We start from the raw sequence: 24,783 nt of genomic DNA on the forward strand, positions 1-24,783 counted from the left end.
CCCCGCCACAAACCACGCAAAGAGGAGCCGCACCATGGACCTGGTGATCCGCGACGCACGCGTCATAGACGGCACCGGAGGTGCCTCCTACCGCGCCGACATCGCCGTACACGAGGGCAGGATCGCCGAGATCCGCAGAGAGGGAGAGGGCCCCCGCCCCACGGGGCTCTGCACCCTGGACGCCGAGGGCCTCGCCCTGTCCCCCGGTTTCATCGACATGCACGCGCACAGCGACCTGGCCCTGCTCCGCGACCCGGAGCACACCGCGAAGGCCGCCCAGGGCGTGACCCTGGAGGTCATCGGCCAGGACGGCCTCAGCTACGCCCCGGTGGACGACCGCACGCTCGCCCAGGTCCGCCAGGCCATCACCGGCTGGAACGGCGACGGCGGCGACATCGACTTCACGTGGCGCACGGTCGGCGGCTACCTGGCCGCCCTGGACGGGGCCCACGGCGGCCAGGGCATCGCGGTGAACGCCGCGTACCTCATCCCGCAGGGCACCGTGCGGATGTACGCCCTCGGCTGGGACGACCGCCCGGCCACGCCCGCCGAGCTGGACCGCATGAAGCAGCTCGTCGCCGAGGGGATGCGGGAGGGCGCCGTCGGCATGTCGTCGGGGCTCACCTACACCCCCGGCATGTACGCCGACGACTCCGAACTGGCCGAGCTGTGCAAGGTCGTGGCCGAACACGGCGGCTACTACTGCCCGCACCACCGCAGTTACGGCGCCGGCGCCCTCCAGGCGTACGAGGAGATGGTGAACCTCACGCGGACCGCGCACTGCCCGCTGCACCTCGCCCACGCCACCATGAACTTCGGCGTGAACAAGGGCAAGGCGCCCGACCTGCTCGCCCTCCTCGACGACGCCCTCGCGCGAGGGGCGGACATCACGCTCGACACCTACCCCTACACCCCGGGCTGCACGACTCTCGTCGCGATGCTGCCGAGCTGGGCGAGCGAGGGCGGCCCCGAGGCGATCCTCGGCCGCCTCCGGGACGACGCGACCGCCGAGAAGATCCGCCACCACATGGAGGTCGTCGGCGCGGACGGCTGTCACGGCGTGCCCATCGAGTGGGACACGATCGAGATCTCCGGTGTCTCCGACCCCGGGCTCACCGCGTTCGTCGGCAGGACGGTCAAGGAGTCCGCGGACCTGCGCGGCGAGGCACCCTGGGTCACCGCCCGCAGGCTCCTCGTCGACGACCGGCTGGGCTCGACGATCCTCCAGCACGTCGGCCACGAGGAGAACGTCCGGGCGATCATGCGCCACCCGGTGCACACCGGCGGCAGCGACGGCATCCTCCAGGGCACGAAGCCGCACCCGCGGGCGTACGGGACGTTCCCGCAGTACCTCGGGCGCTACGCGCGCGAGCTCGGCGTGATGTCCCTGGAGGAGACCGTCGCGCACCTCACGTCGCGCCCCGCCGCCCGGCTGCGGCTCGCCGACCGGGGTGTGGTCCGCGAGGGCTACCGGGCCGACCTGGTCCTCTTCGACCCGGAGACGGTCGCCGCGGGCTCCACCTTCGACGCGCCCCGCACGCTCCCCACCGGCATTCCGCACGTCCTGATCGACGGCAGGTTCGTGATGCGGGACGGCCTGCGCACCGACGTCCTCGCGGGACGCGCCGTGCGCAGGACACCCTGAGCGGCCGTACGCGGGACACCCTGAACGAAGGCCCGCGCCACGGCGGGCCCTGCCGGCGTCAGGCGGCCTTGCCGTGCGGGCCGGCCGCGGTCCCGCCCTGGCCGCCGCCCTGCGCACGGGCGGCGTAGGCACGGCGCGCGCGGCCGTCGCGGGGGCGTCGGCCACGGCCGGACGAGCCACCGCGTCCCGCGTCCGCCCTCGGCGGCGCGGGGATGGTCACCGGGGTGCCCGAGGGCGCCTTGGCGCCGGTCACGCGCGTCAGTTCGGCGTCGCCGGAGCGCACCTGCGCGGTCTGCGGGGTGATGCCCGCGGCGGCGAGGAGGCGGCTCATGTCCCGGCGCTGCGCCGAGGTCACCAGGGTGACGACGCTGCCCGAACCACCGGCGCGGGCGGTGCGGCCACCTCGGTGCAGATAGTCCTTGTGGTCGGCGGGCGGGTCCACGTTGACGACGAGGTCGAGGTCGTCGACGTGGATGCCGCGGGCCGCGACGTTGGTGGCGACGAGCGCCGTGACCTGGCCGGACTTGAACTGGGCCAGAGTGCGCGTGCGTTGGGGCTGAGACTTGCCGCCGTGCAGCGCCGCCGCCCGCACCCCGCTGCTGAGCAGGTGCGTGGTGAGCCGGTCGACCGCGTGCTTGGTGTCCAGGAAGAGGATCACCCGTCCGTCGCGGGCCGCGATCTCCGTGGTGGTGGCGTACTTGTCGGCGCCGTGCACGTGCAGCACGTGGTGCTCCATCGTGGTGACCGCGCCCGCCGAGGGGTCCACGGAGTGGACGACCGGGTCGCTGAGGTAGCGGCGCACCAGGAGGTCGACGTTGCGGTCGAGGGTGGCCGAGAACAGCATCCGCTGCCCGTCGGGGCGCACCTGGTCGAGGAGTTCGGTGACCTGCGGCAGGAAGCCCATGTCGGCCATCTGGTCGGCCTCGTCGAGGACGGTGACGGCGACCTGGTCGAGGTGGCAGTCCCGGCGCTCGATGAGGTCCTTGAGCCGGCCCGGCGTCGCGACGACGACCTCGGCCCCGGCCCGCAGCGCGCTCGCCTGCCGCCCGATCGACATGCCGCCGACCACGGTCGCCATGCGCAGCCGCACCGTCTTGGCGTACGGGGTGAGCGCGTCGGTGACCTGCTGCGCCAGCTCCCTGGTGGGTACGAGGATCAGGGCGAGGGGCCGGCGCGGTTCGGCGCGCAGCCCGGCCGTCCTGGCGAGCACCGCGAGGCCGAAGGCGAGGGTCTTGCCCGATCCGGTGCGCCCGCGGCCGAGGACGTCACGGCCCGCGAGGGAGTTGGGCAGCGTGGCCGCCTGGATCGGGAAGGGCTCGGTGACGCCGAGGCGCGTGAGGGTGGCCGTCAGGCCGTCGGGGAGGCCGAGCGCCGCGAAGTCCTCGACGGGCGGCAGGGCCGGGGTGACGGTCACGGGGAGCGCGAACTCTCCCTGGGGGGCGGCGGGGCGGCGGCCCGATCCCCTGGGGTGCGGACGTCCGCCCGAGCGGGCCCCGCCCGAGCGAGTGCCGCCGAAGCTTCGGTGGCCGCCGTTCGACTGTCGGCCATCCGTGCGAGATGAGCGGTTCATGGTGAACCTTCCTCGATGCGGCGCGTATCGAGGAATTCTTGACGGCACGGAACGGTGCCGAGAATTGCAGGAACGGGCCGGAACAAATTAAACATGAATTCGGCCGCGAATTTACTGGGACCGGCCGGTCTTGAATCGTTGGATCGCGGGGCGTGCCGGGCGTTTTCACCGGGGCGCCGGGGCGCGATCACCGGGGCGCGCGGCCCCGGAAAAACAACGGGCTGGGGCCCGCACCCAAGGTGCGGGCCCCAGCCTCGAAGTACGCGTGAGCGTCAGGCAGGCAGGATGTTCTCGGCCTGCGGGCCCTTCTGGCCCTGCGTGACGTCGAAGGTCACCTTCTGGCCCTCCTGCAGCTCACGGAAGCCCTGGGTGGCGATGTTCGAGTAGTGGGCGAAGACGTCGGCGCCGCCACCCTCCTGCTCGATGAAGCCGAAGCCCTTTTCCGAGTTGAACCACTTCACGGTGCCGTTAGCCATGTCATATCTCCTTCGGGGCAGTGCCCGTGGAGTCCACACTGTGCGAACTCCGCGTCGCCGCGATGATTACCCCGTCCGGACAGACCGGCAATACAAAGTGCCCCGCCGACACAGAAAGTCGACTGAGCACTTGAAGTCTCTGGGAACCACAACTGCAACTGAAAATGACACTAGCACGCCCACCGCGAAGACGCATGACTTTTCATATCGCTCTGCCGGTCGGCAGATAAACCCTCATGGCGCATCAGGCGAAATTCTGCATCTGCCGGAACAGATATGCGCCCGCGGGGCTCAGGAGGACGGCATCTCCTCGGCCTGCCGGGCGGGACCGCCCAGCTCCTCGTTGCGGCGCAGCGCATCGTCCAGCTGGTCCTCCAGGAGGACGATGCGGCAGGCGGCCTCGATCGGCGTGCCCTGGTCGACGAGCTCGCGGGCGCGCGCGGCGACGCGGAGCTGCTGGCGGGAGTAGCGGCGGTGACCGCCGTCGGACCGCAGCGGGGTGACGAGGCCGGCCTCGCCGACCGCCCGGAGGAAACCGGGCGTGGCGCCGATCATCTCGGCCGCGCGGCCCATCGTGTAGGCGGGGTAGTCGTCGTCATCGAACCGGTCGGGGCCATGCGTGAGGGTCTCTGAGGGCATTTGCACCTTTTCCTGAACGCGTCGAGGGGCCTGGTGCCGTACGGCACCAGGCCCCGAGGGGTTTCAACACCATCTACCGGCTATGTGCGCCGGTTGTCTGTTTCCGCACGGCCGTCCGAGGGGACGGGGGTGCGGGGATCGCGTATGCGTGACCGGGGACCACCTTCCAATCCGGGGCCTGCGGTACCCGAGCGGCTTCGAACCTCGCCCGGGCGATCCTGATGGCGTCAACTCCTCTCATCTCTCTTCACTGACAGTCCTGACATCGACTGTCGTCGGCTACACAAGGAACTCTAGCCACGACACCCACGCATGTCTACCGTAACCACGGTAGATTTTCGCAGCCGGAGGAGCAGGGATCTGGTCACCCGCGACGCCCGGCTCCTCGGTAGGCTCATCGGTCATGTCGAAGCCTGACGAACTGCTCGTCGACATCGCCTCTCTGGTGGAGTCCGAGCACAGCAATCAGATGTCCCTCACCGTGGTCGTGGCCGGCGCCGTCATCACCGGACGCCTCGCTCCAGAAGCCCTGTGGCGGCGGCGTGTCGCCGAAGTCCTGAAGGACTCGGACCGGCTCGGCCCGTTCGCCTCCGTCTTCGCGGCGGACGGCGCGGACTCCGGTCCGCCGCCCGAGCGCAAGCACCCCACCCACCTCCACTTCCACCTGGCGCGCATCCTCCAGGGCACCCTCGGCCTCCCCGAAACGGGCGGGATGTACCGCATCCCGCTGGAGGACGTGAGCGCCTGGAGCGTCGGAGACCTCAGCTACTCGGAGAACTGAACCAGCGCATCCCGACGAGCCCCGACTCAGGGCGGCCCGACCGGCCTCCCTGAGTCGGGGCTTGTCAATTTTCCTCCTCCGAGCTATATAAAAAAGCGAAGGGCATCGCACCCAGTTTCTGAGGAAGGGAGTGACCCGTGATGCTCATGCGCACCGACCCGTTCCGCGAGATCGACCGCCTCGCCCAGCAGGTCTTCACCAGCGCCCGGCCGGCCGGGATGCAGATGGACGCCTACCGCGAGGGTGACGACTTCGTCGTCCACTTCGACCTGCCGGGCATCGACCCGGAGTCGATCGACCTCGACGTGGAGCGCCACGTGCTGAACGTCAGGGCCGAGCGCCGCTCCCCCGCCCCCGAGGGCGCGGAGATGATCGCGGCCGAGCGCCCCACCGGCACCTTCAGCCGCCAGCTGTTCCTCGGCGACACCCTGGACACCGAGCGCATCGACGCCTCGTACGAGGCGGGCGTCCTGACGCTCCGCATCCCGGTGGCCGAGCAGGCCAAGCCCCGCAAGATCCAGATCAGCGGCAGCGGCGGCGGGCGCAGGCAGATCAGCGGTTGACGCGGGTCCGCACACACGGAAGTCCACGACGGAAGTCCACGACTGAACAGAACTGAACGGAGGAGAACGGCGCGATGAGATGGAGCGAGCTCATCGAGGCGGTGCGGCGGAGCGGGCAGTACCCGACCGCCGAGGAGGCCGAGCGGGTGGCGGGCGTCGTCCTGTCCGCCCTCGGCGGCCAGGTCACCGGCGAGGAACGCGTCGACCTGGCGCGCCGGCTGCCCCCGGAGGCGGCCCGGCTGATCGCGGACCAGGTGCCCGAGGTGCGGCCGCACACGGCGCCGGAGTTCGTGGAGAGCGTGGCGCGGCGGCTCGAAGGCGCCACGCCCGCCACCGCCCGGTGGGACGTCAGCTCCGTCCTCGCCGTGCTGGCCGACGCGGTCGGCGACGAGCTCGTCGACCGCCTGCTCGGCCTGCTGCCGTCCGGCTACGCCCTGCTGTTCGGCAGGGCCGAGCTGGCGCCGGCGGCCTGAGCCGCCGGGCCGCGGGCGCGGTGCGGCCCCCGGGACCGGGGGCCGCACCGCGCCCGCGGCGCGTTCAGCGGACCCCGGACGGCTTCGGCAGCTCGCAGCCCGCGCGGCTCAGGTCGATCTTGTTGCCCGCGCCGACGCAGGGGACGATCTTGTAGGTCTGCTGGGCGTAGTTGATGCCCCTGCGGACGGTGACCCGGCCGCTCTCGTCGACCTCGCAGGGGTTGCCGTCCGTGCACCGGCCGCCGTCCTCGTTGCCGGTGTTGTTGACGGCGACGACCTTGCCGGTCTGGTCGTCGATCACAGGGGAGCCCGACGTGCCGCCGACCGTCCGGCAGGCGGAGGTGTACCGGACCGAGTCCTTCCAGGTCCAGTCGCCCTCCTTCAGGCGGTACGCGAAGCCGTCGATGCCGCACTTGTAGAGCTTCTTCCAGTACCCCGAGGCGACGGTGATGGCGCGGCCCTGGGCGGGGCGCTGCCCGTCCAGCTCCAGGGCCGTGATGCCGTACCTGCTCTCCACGTCCGCGTAGGTGCTGGTGAGCCGGTAGAGCGACATGTCCGTGTCGGTCATGGTGGCGTAGGCGATCCTGTCGGCCCGGAGGGTGCCGAGCCTGCCGCCCGCGCCGTCGAGCAGCGTGAAGCTGCGCGTGGAGGGCCGGTCGACGACGACCTCGCCCGGAGCGGGGAAGCCGCTCTCCACGCAGTGCCCGTTGGACAGGACGAGCGCGCGGTCGCCGGGCTGGGAGCCGGGTACGCGGACGACGGAGCCGGAGCAGTTGCTGAGCGCCACCGTCCCCGCGAGATCGGCGGCCCTGATCCGTGCGGGCGGTTCGTCGCTCACGGCAGCGGCCGGCGCCGCCGTCGCCCCCAGGAGCAGGGCGGCGAAGCACGTGCCGACGAGAGGCTTGATCATGTGGGGTCCCCTCAGCTGACTGTGTGGCCGGAGGTCCTCCGGCTTTGTCATGCGCATTGTTGAGGAAGCGCCGCACCCGGACAAGGGCGCGGTGGGCCGAAGAGAGGCGCGGCCGGGGCATTCCGCTCCCCCGCGGGCCGGAACACCCCGTAAGCTCGCGCGCATGCAGGTCATCCAGTCGACGAAGCTCGCCAACGTCTGTTACGAGATCCGGGGCCCCGTGCTCGAGGAAGCGATGCGGCTGGAATCGGCAGGCCACCGCATCCTGAAGCTCAACACCGGCAACCCCGCCGCCTTCGGCTTCGAGTGCCCGCCCGAGATCCTGGAGGACATCCTCCGCAACGTCGGCGACGCGCATGGCTACGGCGACGCGAAGGGCCTTCTCGCGGCCCGCCGCGCGGTCGTCATGCACAACCAGACGCTCGGCATCGAGACCGACGTGGAGCACGTCTTCATCGGCAACGGCGTCTCCGAGCTGATCGTGATGGCCATGCAGGGCCTGCTCGACGACGGCGACGAGGTCCTCGTGCCGGCGCCGGACTACCCCCTGTGGACCGCGGCCGTCTCGCTGTCCGGCGGCACCGCCGTGCACTACCGCTGCGACGAGCAGGCCGACTGGATGCCGGACCTCGCCGACATCGAGCGCAAGGTGACCGACCGCACCAAGGCGATCGTGATCATCAACCCGAACAACCCGACCGGCGCCGTCTACAGCGAGGAGATGCTGCGCGGCCTCACCGACATCGCGCGCCGCCACAACCTGCTGGTCTGCTCCGACGAGATCTACGACAAGATCCTCTACGACGGGGCCACGCACACGCCGACCGCCGCCGTCGCCCCCGACCTGCTGACCCTCACCTTCAACGGCATGTCCAAGGCATATCGGGTCGCGGGGTACCGCGTCGGCTGGATGGCCGTCTCCGGGCCCAAGGCGCACGCCTCCTCGTACATCGAGGGCCTGACGATCCTCGCCAACATGCGCCTGTGCGCGAACATGCCGGGCCAGCACGGTGTCGTCGCCGCGCTGAGCGGGCGGCAGACGATCAACGATCTCGTGCTGCCGGGCGGCCGGCTCCTGGAACAGCGCGACACGGCGTACGACCTGCTGACGCAGATCCCCGGCGTGAGCTGCGTGAAGCCCAAGGGGTCGCTGTACCTCTTCCCGCGGCTCGACCCGAAGGTGTTCAAGATCAAGGACGACCGGCAGATGGTCCTCGACCTGCTGCGGGCCGAGAAGATCATGGTGGTGCACGGCACGGGCTTCAACTGGCCCGAGCCCGACCACTTCCGCGTCGTGACCCTGCCGACGGCGACCGACCTGGCGGAGGCGGTCAGGCGGATCGGCACCTTCCTGGACGGCTACAGCCAGCCCTGAGCCGGGCGACCGGACCGCCCTGAGCCACGCGGCCGGACCGCCCCGGCGCCGGTCGAACCGGACCCCACTCAACTTTAGACAGAATCCAAGCTAAGATGTCTCCAAGACAGCTTGGAGGCCATCTCATGTACGAGCCGATCCGCACCAAGTCGGTCCACTCGATGGCCGACGACGCGGGCTTCCCCCACCGCTCCCGCGAGGAGGAGCTGGACATCCAGCTCGCCGGGCACCTCGCCGCGCTGCTCGCCGTCACCGACGAGCTGCGCGCCCTCGCCCCCGACGCCGGCCTGGACGCCGCCGCCGACCGCCTCGCGGCGCAGGTGGCCCGCCTCCGCGGCGGAGCGCGCCCCCCGCGCGCCTCGGTGGCGGCCGCCATCCGCCCCCACGGCTCGACGCGTGGGAGGGACCCCCAACCGCATGTCGCCGCCCTGCACCAGCGCGCCCACGCCCTCGCGGGCCGCGCCCTGGTCGTGGCGGCCTCGCGCGCCGACACCGCGGCGGCCATCCTGGCCGCCGAGCGCATGGACGCCCACGCGGACGCCACGCGCCTGGTCGGCGCCTCCTGAACGGCCCCGGTCCGCGGCCGGTGAGGCCGCGGACCGGGTGCCACTCACGCGGGCGGGAGCGTCAGCCGAGGCGCTTCACCAGGGCGTGGTACTCGTCCCACAGCTCCTTGGGCGTGTGGTCGCCGAAGGTGTTGAGGTGCTCGGGGACCAGGGAGGCCTCCTCGCGCCAGACCTCCTTGTCGACCGTGAGCAGGAACTCCAGGTCGGCCTTGTCCAGGTCGAGCCCCTCGGTGTCCAGCGCGTCGACCGTCGGCAGGACGCCGATCGGGGTCTCGACGCCCTCGGCCCTGCCGTCGAGGCGGTCCACGATCCACTTCAGCACGCGGCTGTTCTCGCCGAAGCCGGGCCAGACGAACTTGCCGGCCTCGTTCTTCCGGAACCAGTTCACGTAGTAGATCTTCGGCAGCTCGGACTGGTCCTTGTCCTTGCCGACCTTGATCCAGTGGGCCATGTAGTCGCCCATGTTGTAGCCGCAGAACGGCAGCATCGCGAACGGGTCGCGGCGCAGCTCGCCGACCTTGCCCTCCGCCGCGGCGGTCTTCTCGCTCGCCACGTTCGCGCCGAGGAAGACGCCGTGCTGCCAGTCGAAGGACTCGGTCACCAGCGGCACGGCGCTCGCGCGGCGGCCGCCGAAGAGGATCGCCGAGATCGGCACGCCCCTGGGGTCCTCCCACTCGGGCGCGATGATCGGGCACTGCGAGGCGGGCGTGGTGAAGCGGGCGTTGGGGTGGGCCGCCGGGACGCCGGACTCGGGCGTCCAGTCGTTGCCCTTCCAGTCCGTCAGGTGCGCCGGGGTCTCCTCCGTCATGCCCTCCCACCAGACGTCGCCGTCGTCGGTGAGCGCGACGTTGGTGAAGACGGAGTTGCCCCAGAGCGTCTTCATGGCGTTGGCGTTGGTGTGCTCTCCGGTGCCGGGCGCGACGCCGAAGAAACCGGCCTCGGGGTTGATCGCGTAGAGGCGGCCGTCCTCGCCGAACCGCATCCAGGCGATGTCGTCGCCGATGGTCTCCACGGTCCAGCCGGAGATCGTCGGCTCCAGCATGGCGAGGTTCGTCTTGCCGCAGGCGGACGGGAAGGCGGCCGCGACGTACTTGCTCTCGCCCTGCGGGGGCGTGAGCTTCAGGATCAGCATGTGCTCGGCGAGCCAGCCCTCGTCGCGCGCCATGACGGAGGCGATGCGCAGGGCGTAGCACTTCTTGCCGAGCAGGGCGTTGCCGCCGTAGCCGGATCCGTAGGACCAGATCTCGCGGTCCTCGGGGAAGTGCGAGATGTACTTCGTGGAGTTGCAGGGCCACGGGACGTCGGCCTGCCCGTCCTCCAGCGGCGCGCCGAGGGTGTGGACGGCCTTGACGAAGAAGCCGTCGTCGCCCAGTTCGTCCAGGACCGCCTGGCCCATGCGGGTCATGGTGCGCATGGACACGGCGACGTACGCCGAGTCGGTGATCTCGACGCCGATCGCGGACAGCGGCGAGCCCACCGGGCCCATGCAGAAGGGCACGACGTACATCGTGCGGCCCTTCATCGACCCGCGGAAGACTCCGCCCCTGCCGTCGCGCCCGGTGAAGATCTCCCGCATCTCGGCGGGGTCCTTCCAGTGGTTGGTCGGGCCCGCGTCCTGCTCCTTCTTCGAGCAGATGAAGGTGCGGTCCTCGACGCGCGCGACGTCGGTCGGGTCGGAGGCCGCGTAGTAGGAGTTCGGCCGCTTGACGGGGTCGAGCTTCTTGAACGTGCCCTTGGCCACGAGCTCCTCGCACAGGCGCTCGTACTCGGCCTCGGAGCCGTCACACCAGACCACCCTGTCCGGCTGTGTCAGTTCGGCGATCTCGTCGACCCAGGAGGCGAGCTCCCGGTGGCCGGTCGGGACGGTGTTGGTCGGGAGGGTGCTGGGAGCCGCGATGTCGCGCGCCACGATTGCTCCTAATCGAGGGGGTTTTGAGGATGTATGCCCCGTGGGGGCTGCGACCCGGACGCTTCACGTGGAAATTCCCTCTGGCGCTCATCCGGTGCCGACCGCACTCATATGATCATCCGGCGATGGTGCGCATCTGTCCAGAGGGCTTCACACCTGAGCGACGTGAGCATCGCCACTTGTACGGGTTCGGGGGTGAGGGCGGCGATTCGGGCGGGACGGCGGAGCACGTGCGATTGATGTCCGACTTACAGGCCCGTGGGTACGATTCCGCCATGACCGCTCCCGTCCCCGAAGCGATTCCGGAAGCCACCGGCGCCGCCTCGCCCGGTTCGCCCACCGTGCCCCTGCCGCTCCCCCCGAAGCCGAAGATGCGCGGCTGGCTGCACGCCGGCATGTTCCCCGCGGTGCTCGTCGCCGGGCTGGCGCTCACAGCCCTCGCCGACTCCACCCGGGGCCGCATCGCCTGCGGCGTCTTCGCCCTGACGGCCTGTCTGCTCTTCGGTGTCAGCGCGCTCTACCACCGGGGCGACTGGGGCCCGCGGGCCGACGGCGTCCTGCGCAGACTCGACCACTCCAACATCTTCCTGATCATCGCGGGCACCTACACCCCGCTGACGATGCTGCTGCTCCCCGACGCCAAGGGGCGGTGGCTGCTCTGGGGCATCTGGGGCGCCGCCGTCGCGGGCATCGCCTTCCGCGTCTTCTGGGTGGGCGCGCCCCGCTGGCTCTACACCCCGTGCTACATCGCGATGGGCTGGGCCGCCGTCTTCTTCCTGCCGGACTTCATGCACAAGGGCGGCGTGGCCGTCCTCGTCCTGGTGGTCGTCGGCGGGCTGCTCTACAGCGTGGGCGGCGTGATCTACGGCATCAAGCGCCCCAACCCCTCCCCCCGCTTCTTCGGCTTCCACGAGGTCTTCCACTCACTGACCCTGGCGGCCTTCGCCGTGCACTACATCGGCATCTCCCTGGTGGCCTACCAGCACGGCTGATCCCCCTCCCCCTCCACGAGTCCAGTGGCCGCGGCTTCCCAGCCGCGGCCACTTCTCGTGCGCCCGGACACCCCGGCGCCCGCGTCTCCGGCCCGCAGTTATTGACAGTCACCCTCTTTTGAGAGCTACTCTCATTTCATGACCGCTGTCACTGGCACGCCTGCCGCCGCGCGGCAGAACCCCCGCCGCTGGTGGGCGCTGGGCGCCCTGGTCGCGAGCATGCTCGTGCTCGGTTTCGACATGACGATCCTCAACGTCGCGCTGCCGACCATGGCGGGACAGCTCGACGCCGACACCGGTGAACAGCAGGGGATGGCGGACGCGTACGTCGTCGTCTTCGCCGCGCTGATGCTCCCCGCCGGGCTCCTCGGCGACCGGTTCGGGCGGCGCCGGATGCTGATGACCGGGCTCGGCGTCTTCCTGGCCGGCTCCGTCCTCGGCGCCCTCGCCCACGACGTCTCCCTCGTCGTCGCGGCCCGCGCCGTCATGGGCCTCGGCGGCGCCCTCGTCATGCCGCTCGCCCTCGCCGTGCTGCCGGCGCTCTTCGGCCCGGGCGAGCGGACCAAGGCGGTCGGCGTCGTCTCCGCCGCCGCCGCGCTCGGCGCGCCGCTCGGGCCCGTCGTCGGCGGCTGGCTCCTCGACCACTTCTGGTGGGGCTCGATCTTCCTGATCAACGTGCCCATGGCCGCGATCGGCCTCACCGCCTGCGCCTTCCTGCTCCCCGAGACCCGCGACCCGTCGTCGCCCGCGGTCGACGTCCTCTCCACCGCCCTGACCGCCGCCGGTCTCGGCGCGCTGGTCCACGCCGTCATCGAGGCGCCCGCCCGCGGCTGGGGCGACCCGCTGGTGCTCGGCACGTCCGCCGGCGCCGCCCTGCTGCTCACCGCGCTCGTCCTGCGCGAGCGGCGGATGACGCGCCCCATGCTCGACCTGGCGCTCCTGCGCGACCGCGGCTTCTGCCTGCACACCCTCGCGGCGACGCTCGTGATGTTCGTCCTGTCCGGCCTGATGTTCGTGCTGCCCCCGTACCTCCAGGCCGTCGAGGGCAACGACGCCTTCGGCGCCGGCATGCGCATCCTGCCGATGATGGGCGGCCTGATCGTCGCCGCGAAGGGCGCGGAGCCCGTCGTACGCCGCTTCGGGGCGCGCGCGGTGATCAGCGGCGGGCTCGTGGTGCTCGCCTTCGCCGCGATCCTCGGCAGCCGCACGGACCTGCACAGCGGCTACGGGTTCACCGCGCTGTGGCTCTCGGTGGCCGGCCTCGGCTTCGGCTTCGCGATCGTCCCCGCCATGGACGCGGCGCTCGGCGCGCTGCCCGTCGAGCGGGCGGGCTCCGGCACCGGCCTGCTGATGACCGTGCGTCAGGTGGGCGGCGCCCTCGGGATCGCGCTGCTCGGCTCGCTCCTCGCCTCGGCGTACACCCGCGGTCTCGACACCGGCGGCCTGCCCGGCGCTCCCGCCGACGCCGCCGGGGAGTCCGTGATCGCCGCCCACGCCGTCGCCGAACGCCTCGGCTCCGCGCGCCTCGCCGCGTCCGCCGACGCCGCGTACGTCCACGGCATGGGCCTCGTCCTGCTCGTCAGCGGTGTCGCCGCCCTGGTCGCCGCGCTGCTCGTCGCGGCGCTGCTGCCCCGCTCCGGTGACGGCCCCGCGCCGCGCCCGGCCATGGGCACGGCCGAGGACGATGCCCGACAATGAACGCCATGACGGCCGCACGCACCCCCCGCCCCGCCTCCGCCCCGCGACCGGGGCTGCGCGAGCGGAAGAAGCTCAAGACCCGCCTGGCCATCCGGGAGGCGACCTACCGGCTGATCCGGGAGCAGGGGTACGACGCGACGACCGTCGAGCAGATCGCCGAGGCGGCGGAGGTCTCCCCCTCCACGGTCTTCCGCTACTTCACGACCAAGGAGGACATCGTCCTCACCGACGAGTTCGACCCGGTCCTCGAACGCGAGCTGCGGCAGCGGCCCGCCGACGAGCCGATCGTGGAGTCGCTGCGGCGGGTGCTGCGCCACGCCGTGGCCTTCGGCTTCGCGGACGAACCCGAGGAGGCCATCCTGCGGACGCGGCTCATGATCGAGGTCCCCGCCGTGCGTTCGCGGATGCTGGAGAGCATGTCGGTGACCGGCGGCATCCTCTGCCGGGTCATCGCGGAACGCACCGGCAAGGACCCGGGCGACCTGGAGGTGCGGACCTTCGCCATGGGGCTGATCGGCGCGCTCACCGAGACCACGGCGTACTGGGCCGAGCACGGCCACAAGGAGGACCTCGCCGAGCTCGTGGACCGCACGCTCACCGTCCTGACGACCGGATTCTCGGGGGCGTCAGGACCGGGGTCCATGCCATCCTGACCGCATGAACGGTCCGGAGATCAGCGTCAGTTTCGCCCCCGAGCTGGGGTTGTTCGTCCCGCACGAGCGCAGGGGCGGGCCCAGCACCGTCGTCACCGACGGGGCGTCCACCCTCGGGCACGTCGTCGAGTCCCTCGGGGTGCCGCTCACCGAGGTCGGCGCGCTCGTGGTGGACGGCCGCGAGACCGCCACCGGGCACGTGCCCGCCGCGGGCGAGACCGTCACCGTACGGGCGGTGCCGCGCCCCCAGCGGGTGCCGGGCGCCCCGCTCCGCTTCCTCCTCGACGTCCATCTGGGCACGCTGGCCCGGCGGTTGCGGCTCCTCGGCGTCGACGCGGCGTACGAGAGCACGGACATCGGCGACCCGGCCCTCGCCGCGCGCTCCGCGGCCGAGCGGCGGGTGCTGCTGAGCCGCGACCGGGGGCTCCTGCGCCGCCGCGAGCTGTGGGCGGGCGCGTACGTCTACAGCGACCGCCCCGACGACCAGCTCCGCGACGTCCTCGGCCGCTTCGCGCCGCCGCTGCGGCCGTGGACGCGCTGCACCGCCTGCAACGGCACGCTGCGCGACGCGGCCAAGGAGGACGTCGCGGACCTCATCGAGGGCGGGACGCGGGGCGCCTACGAGGTCTTCGCCCAGTGCGAGGCGTGCGCCCGCGTGTACTGGCGGGGCGCCCACCACGACCGCCTGGCGGCGATGGTCGCCGCCGCCCTGGAGGAGTTCGGCGAGGCGGTGCGCTGACCGCCCCGCCGGCTGCGGTCAGGACAGCTTCGACGCCAGCTCGCCCGGGACGGTCGTGGGCGCGTCGCAGACGAAGGACCGGCAGACGTAGGCGGCCGGGAGCCCGTCGACGAGGCCACGGTCGGCCAGCAGCGGAAGCTCCGCCGAGCCGGGAGGCCCCGCGGCGACGACCGCCCCCGGCGCCCCGCCGAGAAGGGCCGTCCGGTGCAGGTCCCCGAGGACCTCACCCACGACGGCGACTTCGAGCGGCCCCGAGACGGCGGCCTCGGCCACCGCGAGGCCGTGCCCGATGAACCGCGGCACCCGGGGCCCGAGCGCCTTGACGACGCCCAGCGCCCGCTCCGCGGCGAGCCGGTGCGGCGAGGCCCCGGTATGGGCCGCGTACGACAGGAGCGCCCCGGCGGCGGCGGTCCAGCCGGACGGCGCCGCGTTGTCCGTGGGGTCCTGCGGGCGGCGGATGAGCTGCTCCGCGTCCGCCGCGGTGTCGTACAGCGCGCCGCTGTCCGGATCGATGAACTGCGCGAGCACATGGTCGAGCAGGAACCCGGCGAACTCCAGCCACACCCCCTCGCCCGTCACGGACGCCAGCGTGAGGAACCCCTCGGCGACGTCGGCGTAGTCCTCCAGGACCCCGGCGTTGGACCCGGCCCGCCCGTCCTTGGAGGTGCGGACGAGCCGCGCCCGCGGGTCCATGTGCAGCCGTACGAGCAGGTCGCCCGCGCCCACGGCGGCGGAGACGAGGTCCGGCCGGTCGAAGTACGCGCCGACCTCCGCGAGCGCGGCCACGGCCAGGCCGTTCCACGCGGCGACGACCTTGTCGTCCCGTCCCGGCGCGGGCCGCTCCGCGCGCGCCGCGAGGAGCCGCTCCCTCACGGAGGCGAGGCGGGAGGCGTCCGCGAGGGGGCCCTCGACGCGGGGGAGCCGCAGCACGGAGGCGCCCTTCTCGAAGGTGCCCTCCTCGGTCACGCCGTAGGCCGCCATGGCCAGCTCCGCGTCGGCGTCCCCGAGCACGTCACGGAGCTGTCCCGGCGTCCAGACGTAGTACGCGCCCTCCACGTGCTCGCCGGTGGCCGGGTCCTCGCTGTCGGCGTCGAGCGCGGAGGCGAAGCCGCCCTCGTTGGTGCGCAGTTCACGGACCATGAAGTCCGCGGTCTCCAGGGCGACGCGCCGCGCGAGGTCGGAGCCGGTGGCCCGCCACAGATGGGCGTAGGCGCGGCACAGGAGCGCGTTGTCGTACAGCATCTTCTCGAAGTGCGGCACGATCCACTCGCGGTCGACGGAGTAGCGCGCGAAGCCGCCGCCGAGCTGGTCGTAGATGCCGCCGCGGGCCATCCGCTCACAGGTCTCCGCGGCCATCTGGAGCGCGCCCTCGGCTCCCGTGCGGGCGTAGTGGCGCAGCAGGAACTCGATGACCATGGACGGCGGGAACTTGGGCGCGCCGCCGAAGCCGCCGTGGGCCTGGTCGTAGTCGCGGGTCAGGCCGAGCAGCGCCTGCGCCAGCTCGTCCTCGCCGGGCCGCTCGCCGGAGCCGTGGGTGAGCTGCCGCTCCCCGAGATCGCGCACGATCTTCCCGGCGACCTCGTCGACCTCGCCGCGCCGGTCCGTCCACGCCCGGTGCACCCCGTCGAGCACCTGTGTGAAGGAGGGCATGCCGTGCCGGGGCTCGGGCGGGAAGTACGTGCCGAAGTAGAAGGGCTCGGCGTCGGCGGTGAGGAAGACGGTCATGGGCCAGCCGCCGTGGCCCGTCGCGGCCTGCACGGCCTCCATGTAGACGGCGTCGACGTCGGGCCGTTCCTCGCGGTCGACCTTGATGTTCACGAACTTCTCGTTCATGAGCGCGGCCGTCGCCTCGTCCTCGAAGGACTCGTGGGCCATGACGTGGCACCAGTGGCACGCGGAGTATCCGACCGACAGCAGGACGGGCACGTCACGCTCCCGCGCTTCCTCGAAAGCCTCCGGCGTCCAGGGCCACCAGTCGACGGGATTGTCGGCATGCTGAAGCAGATAAGGCGAGGTCACACCAGCCAACCGGTTCATACGACCCAGCCTCTCACAGCGTCTGCCACGACCGGTGAAACACTGGCGAGCCGCCTCACTCGGCCGCACGGCACTTGTGCGCCATCACATGGCCGGCGGGCGGCTCCTTCCCTCCCGAGTCGGGCAGACCGGCACCTGGAAACCGTAGGCTTGGCGTATCAGCGCCGGACCTGCCGAGGCTCCTCGAAGGAGGTACACCATGACCGCCGAGATGGTGGCGCCCGCGTGGATGCACTCGCAGATCAGCGCGGAACAGTACGACTCCTGGTCCGAGGAGCAGTGCTCCGGCATCGAGATCGTGGACGGGATGGTCGTCGTGAGCCCGAGCGCCTCCAAGCGCCACAGCCGGCTGGCCCGCATCCTGGCCAACGCCTTGGACGCAGCCGCGGGCCCGGACTGGAACGCGGACACGGACTTCGACGTCCGCCTGCAGGACGTTCCGCTCACCAACCGCCGTCCGGACGTCATCGTCCACCGGTCGGAGACCATCGACCTCACGCCCACCCGCCCCGAGCACGTACTCCTGGTCGTCGAGGTCGTGTCGCCCGGCTCGGAGACCACCGACCGGATCGTGAAGGTCGACCAGTACGCCAAGGCCGGCATCCCCTTCTACTGGCGCGTCGAGCAGGCGGCCACCGGGGTCCCGATCGTGTACACGTACGTCCTCGACCCCGCCACGATGACCTACAGGGACGGCGAGATGTTCACGGGCGCGGTGGAAGCCACCGCGCCCTTTTCCGTCACCGTCGATCTCGGGGTCCTGTAGGGAACGGCGACGCCACCGGTTGTCCGGCCGAACGGGGACGCCCCCGACGTTCCCCGTCTCGTCGACCGCACCGCCGATCAGGTGGCGCCGACCGGTGTCTCCTCCTCGTTCACGTCGTACGTGCCGAGGTGGCGGTTGAAGGCGACCCAGGCGATGGAGGTGGCGAGGCCGCACCCGGCGATGACCAGGGCGGCGGTGGGGCTGAGGAACTGGGAGACGGTGCCGCCCACGATCGCGCCGACGGGCTCGAAGCCCAGCGTCGTGAAGCGCATCGCGGAGGTGACCTGGCCGATCATGTGCGCGGGCGTCACCATCTGCTTGATCGTCTCGCTCATGACCAGGTTCACGACGATGGCGAAGCTCCACAGGAACATTCCGGCGGCCACGGACAGGAACTGCGGGAGGGAGGAGTCCAGCAGCTCCGAGCCGGGGACGAGGAAGGCTCCCACGGTGGGCACGACCAGGGACAGGACGTAGAGCAGCCGGGTGCGCACCTTGCTCATGAACGAGGAAGCGGCGGTCGCGGACAGCACGCCGCCGAGTCCGCCCGCCGCGCTCGCGAGGCCGACCAGGAGGGGGCTGAAGCCCAACTCCTTGACCACGTAGAAGGTGTAGACGGCGAAGAACATCGCGGTGAAGAAGTTGAAGTGGGCCGCGGAGACGATCACCGGCCGCAGGACGGGGTGGGAGAAGGCCCAGGTGAAGCCGGACAGGGCGCCCTTGACCGACTCCTGCTCGGCGCCCGCCTCCCCGGCGTCCTCCTTTTCGGCCTCCACGGAGTCCTCCTGGCCCGGGTCCCCCTGACGGGTGTCCCCCTGACCGGTGCCCGCTTGACCGGCGTCCGCCCGTGAGGCGCCCGCCGTGCCCTTCTTCCCGCCGCCCCCCGACCTGAGCAGCAGGACCGTGCTCGCGACGTAGCTGCACAGGTCGGCGAGCAGGGCGAGCGGCGCCCCCAGCGCCTGGACCAGGATTCCGCCGAGGCCCGGTCCCGCGACCTCGCTGACCGCGGTGCTGCCCTCCATATACGAATTGATCTTGGGGAGTTGGCGGCGGTCGAACGTCATCACCACGTGCGAGGACAGGGCGGAGTCGTACAGCAGGGTGAGGGCCCCCACCAGGAAGACGGCGACGAAGAGCACCGGGATGCTCAGCATGTCCAGCGCGTACGCCACCGGGATGAGACCGATCAGGAGCAGGCGCAGGACGTTCGCCGTCACCATGACCGACCTGCGCGGGTAGCGGTCGGCGGTCATGCCGACCCAGAGTCCGAGGAGCAGCACGGCCAGCGACTCGGCACTGCCGAGCAGCCCCATCTCGAACGCGGAGGCGTCGAGGGTGTCCAGTGCGAGCAGCGGGATGATGACCACGCTGGCCTGGGTGCCGAACAGGGACACCGTCTGGGCGGTCCACAGGTTTCTGAAACTGCTGTCTTTGAGCACGTCGGACTCCTGGCGGCACGCCGGTAGTTCTGATGAGAGCGATGGTGGACGTCACCGCACGGCTCCGCCTGTGCCGGCCGGAACCGTGCGGGGGCCAACAGCAGTCCGCCGGAGGCTGGTTCAGGCGCTGCGTTGTCCGGGGAAGACGCTACTTGGCCGTGCCGAAGTGGACGGCGATGGAGTAGCGCACCCAGGACTGCGAGCGGATGCGGCAGACGCTGTGGTGGTATCCGGGGTTGATGCGCAGCATCGCCAGGCGCCCCTGCTCGGGCTGCGTGGTCAGGGCCGCGCCGCTGGGCGCCTCGACCACGAGCTCGCCGCCGTCGCCCGCGGTCCACCCCGGCGAGAGGAAGAAGACGAGGCCGAAGCGCCGGTCGTCGAAGGTGTCGGAGTGGCGGCGCAGATAGTGGCCGGCCTCGTACTTGGCGATGTCGGCCGAGCGGAAGGAGACGGGCTCGCCGAAGGCCGACGAGAACGCGTCGGCCACCTTGGGGCTCTTCACCGCGGAGATGAAGGCGCGGATGCCCAGGGCGGACTGCGGGACGTCGCGCAGACAGCCGCTGCGCGAGAAGCGCCGCTCGGGGGCGGTCGCGGTGAACTCGTCGGCGTCGGCCGGCTTCACGTCGTCATCGGGGGTGAGCAGCCAGTGCTCCGTGGCCCAGGTCGGCAGCGAGGCCAGCTCGGCGACGAGGGGTTCCGTCATGTCCGGGGACAGCAGGGGCAGGCTGGTGGCCGGGGCGTCACTGCCCGGCCGCAGCAGGCCGAGCGATTCCGCCACGCGGGCCGTGGTCAGCAGCTCGATCATCCTGCCGTGGAAGGCGATCGCGGCGTCCCTGCTCATGTGGTCGATGACGGACGTGGTCCGCGCCGAGTCCTGCATCTTGCCTCTCCTTCAGATCGATGGGGCCGTGCAGAGGGATCAGCGGGCCCTGGTCACCCGGTTCTCGTCCCACACCGGTTCCGGTGTCTCCACCACCTCGCCGTCGGAGCGGAAGAGGAGGTATCGGTTGAAGGAGCTCGCGAGCCAGCGGTCGTGGGTGACCACGACGACCGTGCCGTTGAACTCCTCGATGGCCTGCTGCAGGGCCTCGGCCGAGACCAGGTCGAGGTTGTCCGTGGGCTCGTCGAGCAGCAGCAGCGTCGCGCCGCCGAGTTCGAGGAGGAGGATCTGGAAGCGGGCCTGCTGCCCTCCGGAGAGCGTCTCGAAGCGCTGGTCCGCCGAGCCCGCGAGCTCGTAGCGCGAGAGCATGCCGGCGGCGGCCCCGCGGTCGAGGCCCTCGCGGATGCCTTCGCCGCGGCCCATGATCTCGACGAGGGTCTTGCCCATCCACTCCGGATGCTGGTGGGTCTGCGTGAAGAAGCCGGGTACGACGCGTGCGCCGAGCCGCCAGGAGCCCGTGTGGTCCACGTCGAGCCCGGCGAGCAGCTTCAGCAGGTGGCTCTTGCCGGAGCCGTTCGACCCCAGGACCGCGACCCGGTCGCCCAGGAAGATCTCCAGGTCGAACGGCTTCATGAGTCCGGACAGTTCGAGCTTCTCGCACGTGATGACGCGGGTTCCGGTGCGGCCTCCCGTGAGGCGGGGCACGACCCGCTGCTCCCGGGGCAGCTCGGGCGGGCGGCCGGCTTCCTCGTACTTGCGCAGCCGGGTCTGGGCGGCGCGGTAGCGGGGGGCCATGGCGGCGCTGATCTTCGCCTGTTCGCCGAGGGTGTGCACCAGTTCCTTGAGCCGCTCGTGCTCCTCGTCCCACCGGCGGTGCAGCTCGGCCAGCCGTTCGCGCCGGGCCTGGCGGGCCTCCTTCCAGCCGGTGAAGGAGCCGCCGTGCACCCAGGTGCTGCGGCCTTCCAGAGCGACGACCTTCGTGGCCACGTTGCCCAGCAGGGCCCGGTCGTGGCTGACCAGCAGCACCGCCTTGTCGGTGGTGCGCAGTTGCTCCTCCAGCCACCGCTTGCCCGGGACGTCCAGGTAGTTGTCCGGCTCGTCGAGGATGAGCACCTGCTCGCGCCCGCGCAGCAGCGCTTCGAGGACGAGGCGCTTCTGCTCGCCGCCGGAGAGGGTGTTGACGTCGCGGAAGCGGGCGCGGTCGAAGGGCATGCCGAGTGCCGCGGTGGTCACCACGTCCCAGAGCACCTCGATCTCGTAACCGCCGGCCTCGCCCCAGGTGCCCAGCGCCTCGGCGTACCGCATCTGGGTGGCCTCGTCGTCGCGCTCCATCAGTTCCAGTTCGAGGGCGTCGATGTCGGCGGCGGCCGCGGCGATCCGCTCGGGGGCGGCGGCCAGCAGCAGGTCGCGCACGGTCGAGTCGTCCCGTACCGAGCCGATGAACTGGGGCATCATCGCCAGGCCGCCCTGGACGTTGACCGTGCCGGCGCGCGGCTTGAGCCGCTTTCCCGCGACGTTGACCAGGGTGCTCTTCCCCGCGCCGTTGTGGCCGATCAGCGCGGCGACCTCCCCCGCGCCCACGGTGAAGCTGACGTCTCCGAACAGTGTCCGCCCGTCGGCGAGATTGCACTGAACACCGTTGAATTCAAGGAATCCCATGTAGTGAGCTTCGTTCTCTCGGCTTTGGAAAATGCGCTGCGTACGGACGCGGAGGATAACGCTCCAGATCTCGGCGATCCAGCCCAAAGAGCCCACTGCCCCTGCCCGGCGCTCCTTCGGTCCTCCCGCACAATCCCCCTCGCAGTACACACCAAAGGCGTTCACGCGCTTCCCCGATCCTGCCTGGCCAGATCGACGAGCACAAGAGAAGAAATATCCAGATTGGGGGCATTTGGCAAGGTTTAAGCGGAAAAACAAAAAAGCCTTTGGAACGATGCTTGACAAGGACCTACCCGAATGGTGAAGCTTTTGGCGTCAGAGCAATTCAGTTCCGAAGCACATGAGGAGCGACGATGAACGAGAACGTTACTGAGTCCGCAATTCAGGTTGCCACGCAGGAGCAGGATGACATCTTCTTCATCGAGGAGATGGACGTGGCCGACGCCGCTACGGTGATGGTTCACCGCTGCTGACAATGTGAGCGGGAGTGCGGCCCCCGTGGCAGGGGGCCGCACTCCCGCTCCTTGCATCCCTGAGTGGTATCCGACCCTGCTTCGAGGATGTGTCGCGCGCTATGCGTGTATGGCTGAATCCCGCCTGGCAATTGACGTTCGCCGACGGCAGGGCGACGTTCCAGGGCGAGAAGAAGAAATACGTCCTCGACGACCGCGGGGGCACCGTGAGCCGCCTCGCGGAAGCCCTGGAAGGCGGCTGCGACGACGAAGCCATCGAAGCGCTGACGCGCCGCGACCCCGACTGCGGCGGCCTCATGAGAGCCCTGCGCACCCGCGGACTGCTGATCGAGTCGCCCACGGGACCGGCCGGCGACGACAGTGTCCACGCCCGGCAGTGGGGGCACCTGGCCCTGCACGCGCACCGCCCCGACGAGGCACAACGCCGTATCTGCGACGCAACGGTCATGGTCATGGGCGTGGGGGGCACCGGCAGCGTGGTCCTCCAGCACCTCATCGGAGCCGGCGTCGGACGCTTCGTGCTCGTCGACTCCGACAGCGTGCAGCTGAACAACCTGAACCGCCAGTTCATCTTCCCGCGCGCGGCCGTGGGCGAACCCAAGCTGGCGGCAGCCCGCGCCTATGCGAGCGACCGGGCGCCGGACGCCGAAATCGAGCTGGTCGACCGGTTCGTCGGCACGCCCGCAGAAATCGATGAAGTTTTCGACGCGCATCCGGACATCGATGCCCTCGCCGTGTGCATAGACCAGCCGATAGGCAGCATCTCCGATGCGGTGACCGAATCCGCCTGGGCTCGAAATGTACCGTCGATATTCGGCGGCGTAGGCATGCAGCGCGGATTCTACGGACCACTCTTCGCCCCGGGGAGATCGACCGTGACCCCGAAAGATTTCGCCTATGCGGAGAGCGCGGGATCAGATGCGGCGAATGATTCGGGGAGCCTCCGGAGTACGCGCTATTCATTCGGCCCGAACAACACCGTCATCGGCGCCTGGATGGCCGCCGCGATAATTCACCACCTCGCGGACATCACCGGACTCGTCGAATACGACGTACGGAAAATCATCGACTTCGAAACCGGCCGCGTCACCGACCAGGCCCGATAAGCGGACACCCGGCGCGCACCGCACTGAAGGCCCGTGGGCCGCACCTCGCGGTAATGGGCGCCGGTTCACGCCACCGACGCTACGGTATTGCGCCAAAGGGGAAGCGGCATGTCCAAGCCGATCCGAGTGGAAACGGACCTCGTTCCGTCGGGCCTCTACGGCGCGTCGGACGACTGGACCGGCCTGACCATCACGCGGCAACTGGCCGGCCCGCTCTTCGTGGAAGGCCCCGGCCGCACCCTGCGGCCGGGCCTCCTGCACCACGCCCGGCGCCTGGACGAGAAACGCTGGAGCCTCGCCCCGCGGCCCGACGCGCGGTGGTCCGACGGCCGGCCGATCCACGCGCGCGACATCGCCCGGCACATCGCGGCGGTCGCCCGGCAGGCCGGACCCTTCGCCTGGCTCGTGTCGCTCATCGAGCAGATCAGGCCCACCGAAGCCGACCGGCTGCTGCTGACCACCCGCCGCCCCGTCGGCAACCTGCCCGCGCTCCTCGCCAACCCCGTCTTCGGCCCCCGGCACGGCGACCCGGCCGTGAGCAGCGGGGCGTACACCATGGCCGAAGGGCCGGCCGGGGAGATCCGGCTGCGGGCCACCGGCCCCTGGCCCGACGTCACCTACGTCCTGTCCTGCGACGCCGAGCACGGACAGCGCCTCTTCGACCGGAACGCCGTCGACGTCACCTGCCCGACGACGTTCCCCGTCTCCCGGTGGGCCCACCGCGCCGACTACCCGGAGCTCCAGGTCGACGACCTCGACATCGCCGTCGCCCTGCTGCCGCCGGACAGCATGGCCGCGCGGCGCAAGCACGCCGTCGCGGCCGCCATCGACCGCCGGGAGCTGTCCCGCAGGCTGCACGGCGCGCTCGGCCCGCTCGACTCCTTCACCGGCCTGTGGGAACCCGGCCGTGCCATCGCACCGGCCCGCGCGGGGCACGGACTGTTCCCCGCGGCCGGGCGCGCCCCCGCCCGCCTGGTCTTCCCCGACTTCTCACCCAACCGGGAGACGGCACACATCCTGGCCGAGCAGATCGCCGACAACACCGGGCTCGTCCTGCGGCCCGAGGCCATCGACTACCGGGCCTATCTCACCGAGCTGCACACCACGCACCGCGAGGACTTCCGCCTGGTGCTCCTGGCCTCGCCCTGGCCCGACCCGGCCGCCCTCCTGCTCCCCTTCACCCGCCGCCCGGCGGACCGGCTCCCCGGCGGACCCGCGTCCGGGTTCGCGGACCTCGTGCACCGCGCCCTGGCCGCGGACGACCTCCGCGACCGGCTCGCACTCTGCGCGCGGGCCGAGGAGATCCTGCTGGCGACCGGCGAGGTCTGCCTGTTCGGACGGCTCAGGTCGGCCGCGCGGCTGCGCGTGAAGAACTACGTCAGCCCGCCGTCCGGCTGGGCGGACCTATCGGTGTGCGAACTCCCTCACGACTGA

22 protein-coding genes are annotated in these 24,783 nt (G+C 71.2%); 13 read left to right on the forward strand and 9 right to left on the reverse strand.

Going from position 1 to position 24,783, the window contains the following annotated elements:
• Positions 1-34: 34 nt before the first annotated feature.
• A complete protein-coding gene (locus DCW30_RS01940) occupies positions 35-1,645 on the forward strand; it encodes an N-acyl-D-amino-acid deacylase family protein (RefSeq protein WP_076684796.1) in 1,611 nt (536 codons plus the stop codon).
• Between the two features lie 58 nt (positions 1,646-1,703).
• On the opposite strand, the gene DCW30_RS01945 is transcribed toward DCW30_RS01940, so the two are convergent.
• The 3 genes from DCW30_RS01945 to DCW30_RS01955 form a co-directional block, all read right to left on the reverse strand.
• Positions 1,704-3,215, reverse strand: coding sequence for a DEAD/DEAH box helicase (locus DCW30_RS01945; protein WP_076684797.1), 1,512 nt, complete (start codon positions 3,213-3,215; stop codon positions 1,704-1,706).
• 272 nt (positions 3,216-3,487) lie between these two features.
• Positions 3,488-3,691, reverse strand: coding sequence for a cold-shock protein (locus DCW30_RS01950; protein WP_062780821.1), 204 nt, complete (start codon positions 3,689-3,691; stop codon positions 3,488-3,490).
• A gap of 291 nt (positions 3,692-3,982) precedes the next feature.
• The gene (locus DCW30_RS01955) at positions 3,983-4,330 is read right to left on the reverse strand and encodes a MerR family transcriptional regulator (protein ID WP_062780822.1); all 348 of its coding nucleotides are present in this window, start codon (positions 4,328-4,330) and stop codon (positions 3,983-3,985) included.
• A 403-nt stretch (positions 4,331-4,733) separates the two neighbouring features.
• Between DCW30_RS01955 and DCW30_RS01960 the strand changes: the two genes are divergently transcribed.
• The 3 genes from DCW30_RS01960 (at position 4,734) to DCW30_RS01970 (ending at position 6,147) form a co-directional block, all read left to right on the forward strand.
• Positions 4,734-5,111 (forward strand): hypothetical protein, encoded by a 378-nt coding sequence (locus tag DCW30_RS01960; protein WP_062780823.1) that lies wholly within the window; start codon positions 4,734-4,736, stop codon positions 5,109-5,111.
• A gap of 140 nt (positions 5,112-5,251) precedes the next feature.
• Positions 5,252-5,674 carry an Hsp20/alpha crystallin family protein gene (locus tag DCW30_RS01965; protein WP_062780824.1) on the forward strand — a complete coding sequence of 141 codons (423 nt, stop codon included), beginning with the start codon at positions 5,252-5,254 and terminating at the stop codon, positions 5,672-5,674.
• A 74-nt stretch (positions 5,675-5,748) separates the two neighbouring features.
• A complete protein-coding gene (locus DCW30_RS01970; RefSeq protein WP_076684798.1) occupies positions 5,749-6,147 on the forward strand; it encodes a DUF2267 domain-containing protein in 399 nt (132 codons plus the stop codon).
• A gap of 64 nt (positions 6,148-6,211) precedes the next feature.
• Here the strand turns inward: DCW30_RS01970 and DCW30_RS01975 are convergent, their stop codons facing one another.
• Complete coding sequence (locus tag DCW30_RS01975) at positions 6,212-7,057, reverse strand: S1 family peptidase (protein WP_076684799.1); 846 nt, start codon at positions 7,055-7,057, stop codon at positions 6,212-6,214.
• Between the two features lie 163 nt (positions 7,058-7,220).
• On the opposite strand from DCW30_RS01975, the gene DCW30_RS01980 reads away from it, so the two are divergent.
• Both DCW30_RS01980 and DCW30_RS01985 read left to right on the forward strand, forming a co-directional pair.
• On the forward strand, positions 7,221-8,432 hold the full coding sequence (locus tag DCW30_RS01980; RefSeq protein ID WP_076684800.1) for a pyridoxal phosphate-dependent aminotransferase: 1,212 nt from the start codon (positions 7,221-7,223) through the stop codon (positions 8,430-8,432).
• Positions 8,433-8,557: 125 nt separating this feature from the next.
• The gene (locus DCW30_RS01985; protein ID WP_076684801.1) at positions 8,558-8,998 is read left to right on the forward strand and encodes an SCO4983 family protein; all 441 of its coding nucleotides are present in this window, start codon (positions 8,558-8,560) and stop codon (positions 8,996-8,998) included.
• 61 nt (positions 8,999-9,059) lie between these two features.
• On the opposite strand, the gene DCW30_RS01990 is transcribed toward DCW30_RS01985, so the two are convergent.
• Positions 9,060-10,907 carry a phosphoenolpyruvate carboxykinase (GTP) gene (locus DCW30_RS01990; protein ID WP_076684802.1) on the reverse strand — a complete coding sequence of 616 codons (1,848 nt, stop codon included), beginning with the start codon at positions 10,905-10,907 and terminating at the stop codon, positions 9,060-9,062.
• 275 nt (positions 10,908-11,182) lie between these two features.
• Between DCW30_RS01990 and trhA the strand changes: the two genes are divergently transcribed.
• The 4 genes from trhA to DCW30_RS02010 all read left to right on the forward strand — a co-directional run bounded on the left by trhA (position 11,183) and on the right by DCW30_RS02010 (position 14,989).
• Positions 11,183-11,899: a PAQR family membrane homeostasis protein TrhA gene (trhA, locus tag DCW30_RS01995; protein WP_076684803.1), complete on the forward strand. Its 717-nt coding sequence runs from the start codon at positions 11,183-11,185 to the stop codon at positions 11,897-11,899.
• A gap of 138 nt (positions 11,900-12,037) precedes the next feature.
• Positions 12,038-13,597 (forward strand): MFS transporter, encoded by a 1,560-nt coding sequence (locus tag DCW30_RS02000; RefSeq protein WP_076684804.1) that lies wholly within the window; start codon positions 12,038-12,040, stop codon positions 13,595-13,597.
• Positions 13,598-13,602: 5 nt separating this feature from the next.
• On the forward strand, positions 13,603-14,250 hold the full coding sequence (locus tag DCW30_RS02005; RefSeq protein WP_198503507.1) for a TetR/AcrR family transcriptional regulator: 648 nt from the start codon (positions 13,603-13,605) through the stop codon (positions 14,248-14,250).
• Positions 14,251-14,254: 4 nt separating this feature from the next.
• Complete coding sequence (locus tag DCW30_RS02010; RefSeq protein ID WP_076684806.1) at positions 14,255-14,989, forward strand: Mut7-C RNAse domain-containing protein; 735 nt, start codon at positions 14,255-14,257, stop codon at positions 14,987-14,989.
• 18 nt (positions 14,990-15,007) lie between these two features.
• Here the strand turns inward: DCW30_RS02010 and DCW30_RS02015 are convergent, their stop codons facing one another.
• Positions 15,008-17,026: a thioredoxin domain-containing protein gene (locus DCW30_RS02015; RefSeq protein WP_076684807.1), complete on the reverse strand. Its 2,019-nt coding sequence runs from the start codon at positions 17,024-17,026 to the stop codon at positions 15,008-15,010.
• A 199-nt stretch (positions 17,027-17,225) separates the two neighbouring features.
• Between DCW30_RS02015 and DCW30_RS02020 the strand changes: the two genes are divergently transcribed.
• A complete protein-coding gene (locus tag DCW30_RS02020) occupies positions 17,226-17,792 on the forward strand; it encodes a Uma2 family endonuclease (RefSeq protein WP_076684808.1) in 567 nt (188 codons plus the stop codon).
• Between the two features lie 77 nt (positions 17,793-17,869).
• On the opposite strand, the gene DCW30_RS02025 is transcribed toward DCW30_RS02020, so the two are convergent.
• From DCW30_RS02025 to DCW30_RS02035, 3 genes are all read right to left on the reverse strand, one after another.
• Complete coding sequence (locus tag DCW30_RS02025; RefSeq protein WP_076684809.1) at positions 17,870-19,231, reverse strand: MFS transporter; 1,362 nt, start codon at positions 19,229-19,231, stop codon at positions 17,870-17,872.
• 148 nt (positions 19,232-19,379) lie between these two features.
• Complete coding sequence (locus tag DCW30_RS02030; protein WP_076684810.1) at positions 19,380-20,111, reverse strand: 2OG-Fe(II) oxygenase; 732 nt, start codon at positions 20,109-20,111, stop codon at positions 19,380-19,382.
• Between the two features lie 39 nt (positions 20,112-20,150).
• On the reverse strand, positions 20,151-21,770 hold the full coding sequence (locus DCW30_RS02035; RefSeq protein WP_076684811.1) for an ABC-F family ATP-binding cassette domain-containing protein: 1,620 nt from the start codon (positions 21,768-21,770) through the stop codon (positions 20,151-20,153).
• A 574-nt stretch (positions 21,771-22,344) separates the two neighbouring features.
• Here DCW30_RS02035 and DCW30_RS02040 point away from each other — a divergent pair.
• Positions 22,345-23,349 carry a ThiF family adenylyltransferase gene (locus DCW30_RS02040; protein WP_076684812.1) on the forward strand — a complete coding sequence of 335 codons (1,005 nt, stop codon included), beginning with the start codon at positions 22,345-22,347 and terminating at the stop codon, positions 23,347-23,349.
• 108 nt (positions 23,350-23,457) lie between these two features.
• Complete coding sequence (locus DCW30_RS37855) at positions 23,458-24,783, forward strand: periplasmic substrate-binding domain-containing protein (protein WP_076684813.1); 1,326 nt, start codon at positions 23,458-23,460, stop codon at positions 24,781-24,783.

This window comes from Streptomyces alfalfae, assembly GCF_004127445.1.
In the GTDB taxonomy this organism is placed as follows: domain Bacteria; phylum Actinomycetota; class Actinomycetes; order Streptomycetales; family Streptomycetaceae; genus Streptomyces; species Streptomyces alfalfae.

Coding starts and splice junctions, on each gene's coding strand:
- DCW30_RS02035 (WP_076684811.1), bottom strand. CDS start 21,770: ATGGGATTCCTTGAATTCAACGGTGTTCAGTGCAATCTCGCCGACGGG.
- DCW30_RS02020 (WP_076684808.1), top strand. CDS start 17,226: ATGACCGCCGAGATGGTGGCGCCCGCGTGGATGCACTCGCAGATCAGC.
- DCW30_RS01955 (WP_062780822.1), bottom strand. CDS start 4,330: ATGCCCTCAGAGACCCTCACGCATGGCCCCGACCGGTTCGATGACGAC.
- DCW30_RS02000 (WP_076684804.1), top strand. CDS start 12,038: ATGACCGCTGTCACTGGCACGCCTGCCGCCGCGCGGCAGAACCCCCGC.
- DCW30_RS02030 (WP_076684810.1), bottom strand. CDS start 20,111: ATGCAGGACTCGGCGCGGACCACGTCCGTCATCGACCACATGAGCAGG.
- DCW30_RS01940 (WP_076684796.1), top strand. CDS start 35: ATGGACCTGGTGATCCGCGACGCACGCGTCATAGACGGCACCGGAGGT.
- DCW30_RS02040 (WP_076684812.1), top strand. CDS start 22,345: ATGCGTGTATGGCTGAATCCCGCCTGGCAATTGACGTTCGCCGACGGC.
- DCW30_RS01965 (WP_062780824.1), top strand. CDS start 5,252: ATGCTCATGCGCACCGACCCGTTCCGCGAGATCGACCGCCTCGCCCAG.
- DCW30_RS01985 (WP_076684801.1), top strand. CDS start 8,558: ATGTACGAGCCGATCCGCACCAAGTCGGTCCACTCGATGGCCGACGAC.
- DCW30_RS01980 (WP_076684800.1), top strand. CDS start 7,221: ATGCAGGTCATCCAGTCGACGAAGCTCGCCAACGTCTGTTACGAGATC.
- DCW30_RS01950 (WP_062780821.1), bottom strand. CDS start 3,691: ATGGCTAACGGCACCGTGAAGTGGTTCAACTCGGAAAAGGGCTTCGGC.
- trhA (WP_076684803.1), top strand. CDS start 11,183: ATGACCGCTCCCGTCCCCGAAGCGATTCCGGAAGCCACCGGCGCCGCC.
- DCW30_RS02010 (WP_076684806.1), top strand. CDS start 14,255: ATGAACGGTCCGGAGATCAGCGTCAGTTTCGCCCCCGAGCTGGGGTTG.
- DCW30_RS01960 (WP_062780823.1), top strand. CDS start 4,734: ATGTCGAAGCCTGACGAACTGCTCGTCGACATCGCCTCTCTGGTGGAG.
- DCW30_RS02005 (WP_198503507.1), top strand. CDS start 13,603: ATGACGGCCGCACGCACCCCCCGCCCCGCCTCCGCCCCGCGACCGGGG.
- DCW30_RS02015 (WP_076684807.1), bottom strand. CDS start 17,026: ATGAACCGGTTGGCTGGTGTGACCTCGCCTTATCTGCTTCAGCATGCC.
- DCW30_RS01970 (WP_076684798.1), top strand. CDS start 5,749: ATGAGATGGAGCGAGCTCATCGAGGCGGTGCGGCGGAGCGGGCAGTAC.
- DCW30_RS01975 (WP_076684799.1), bottom strand. CDS start 7,057: ATGATCAAGCCTCTCGTCGGCACGTGCTTCGCCGCCCTGCTCCTGGGG.
- DCW30_RS01945 (WP_076684797.1), bottom strand. CDS start 3,215: ATGAACCGCTCATCTCGCACGGATGGCCGACAGTCGAACGGCGGCCAC.
- DCW30_RS37855 (WP_076684813.1), top strand. CDS start 23,458: ATGTCCAAGCCGATCCGAGTGGAAACGGACCTCGTTCCGTCGGGCCTC.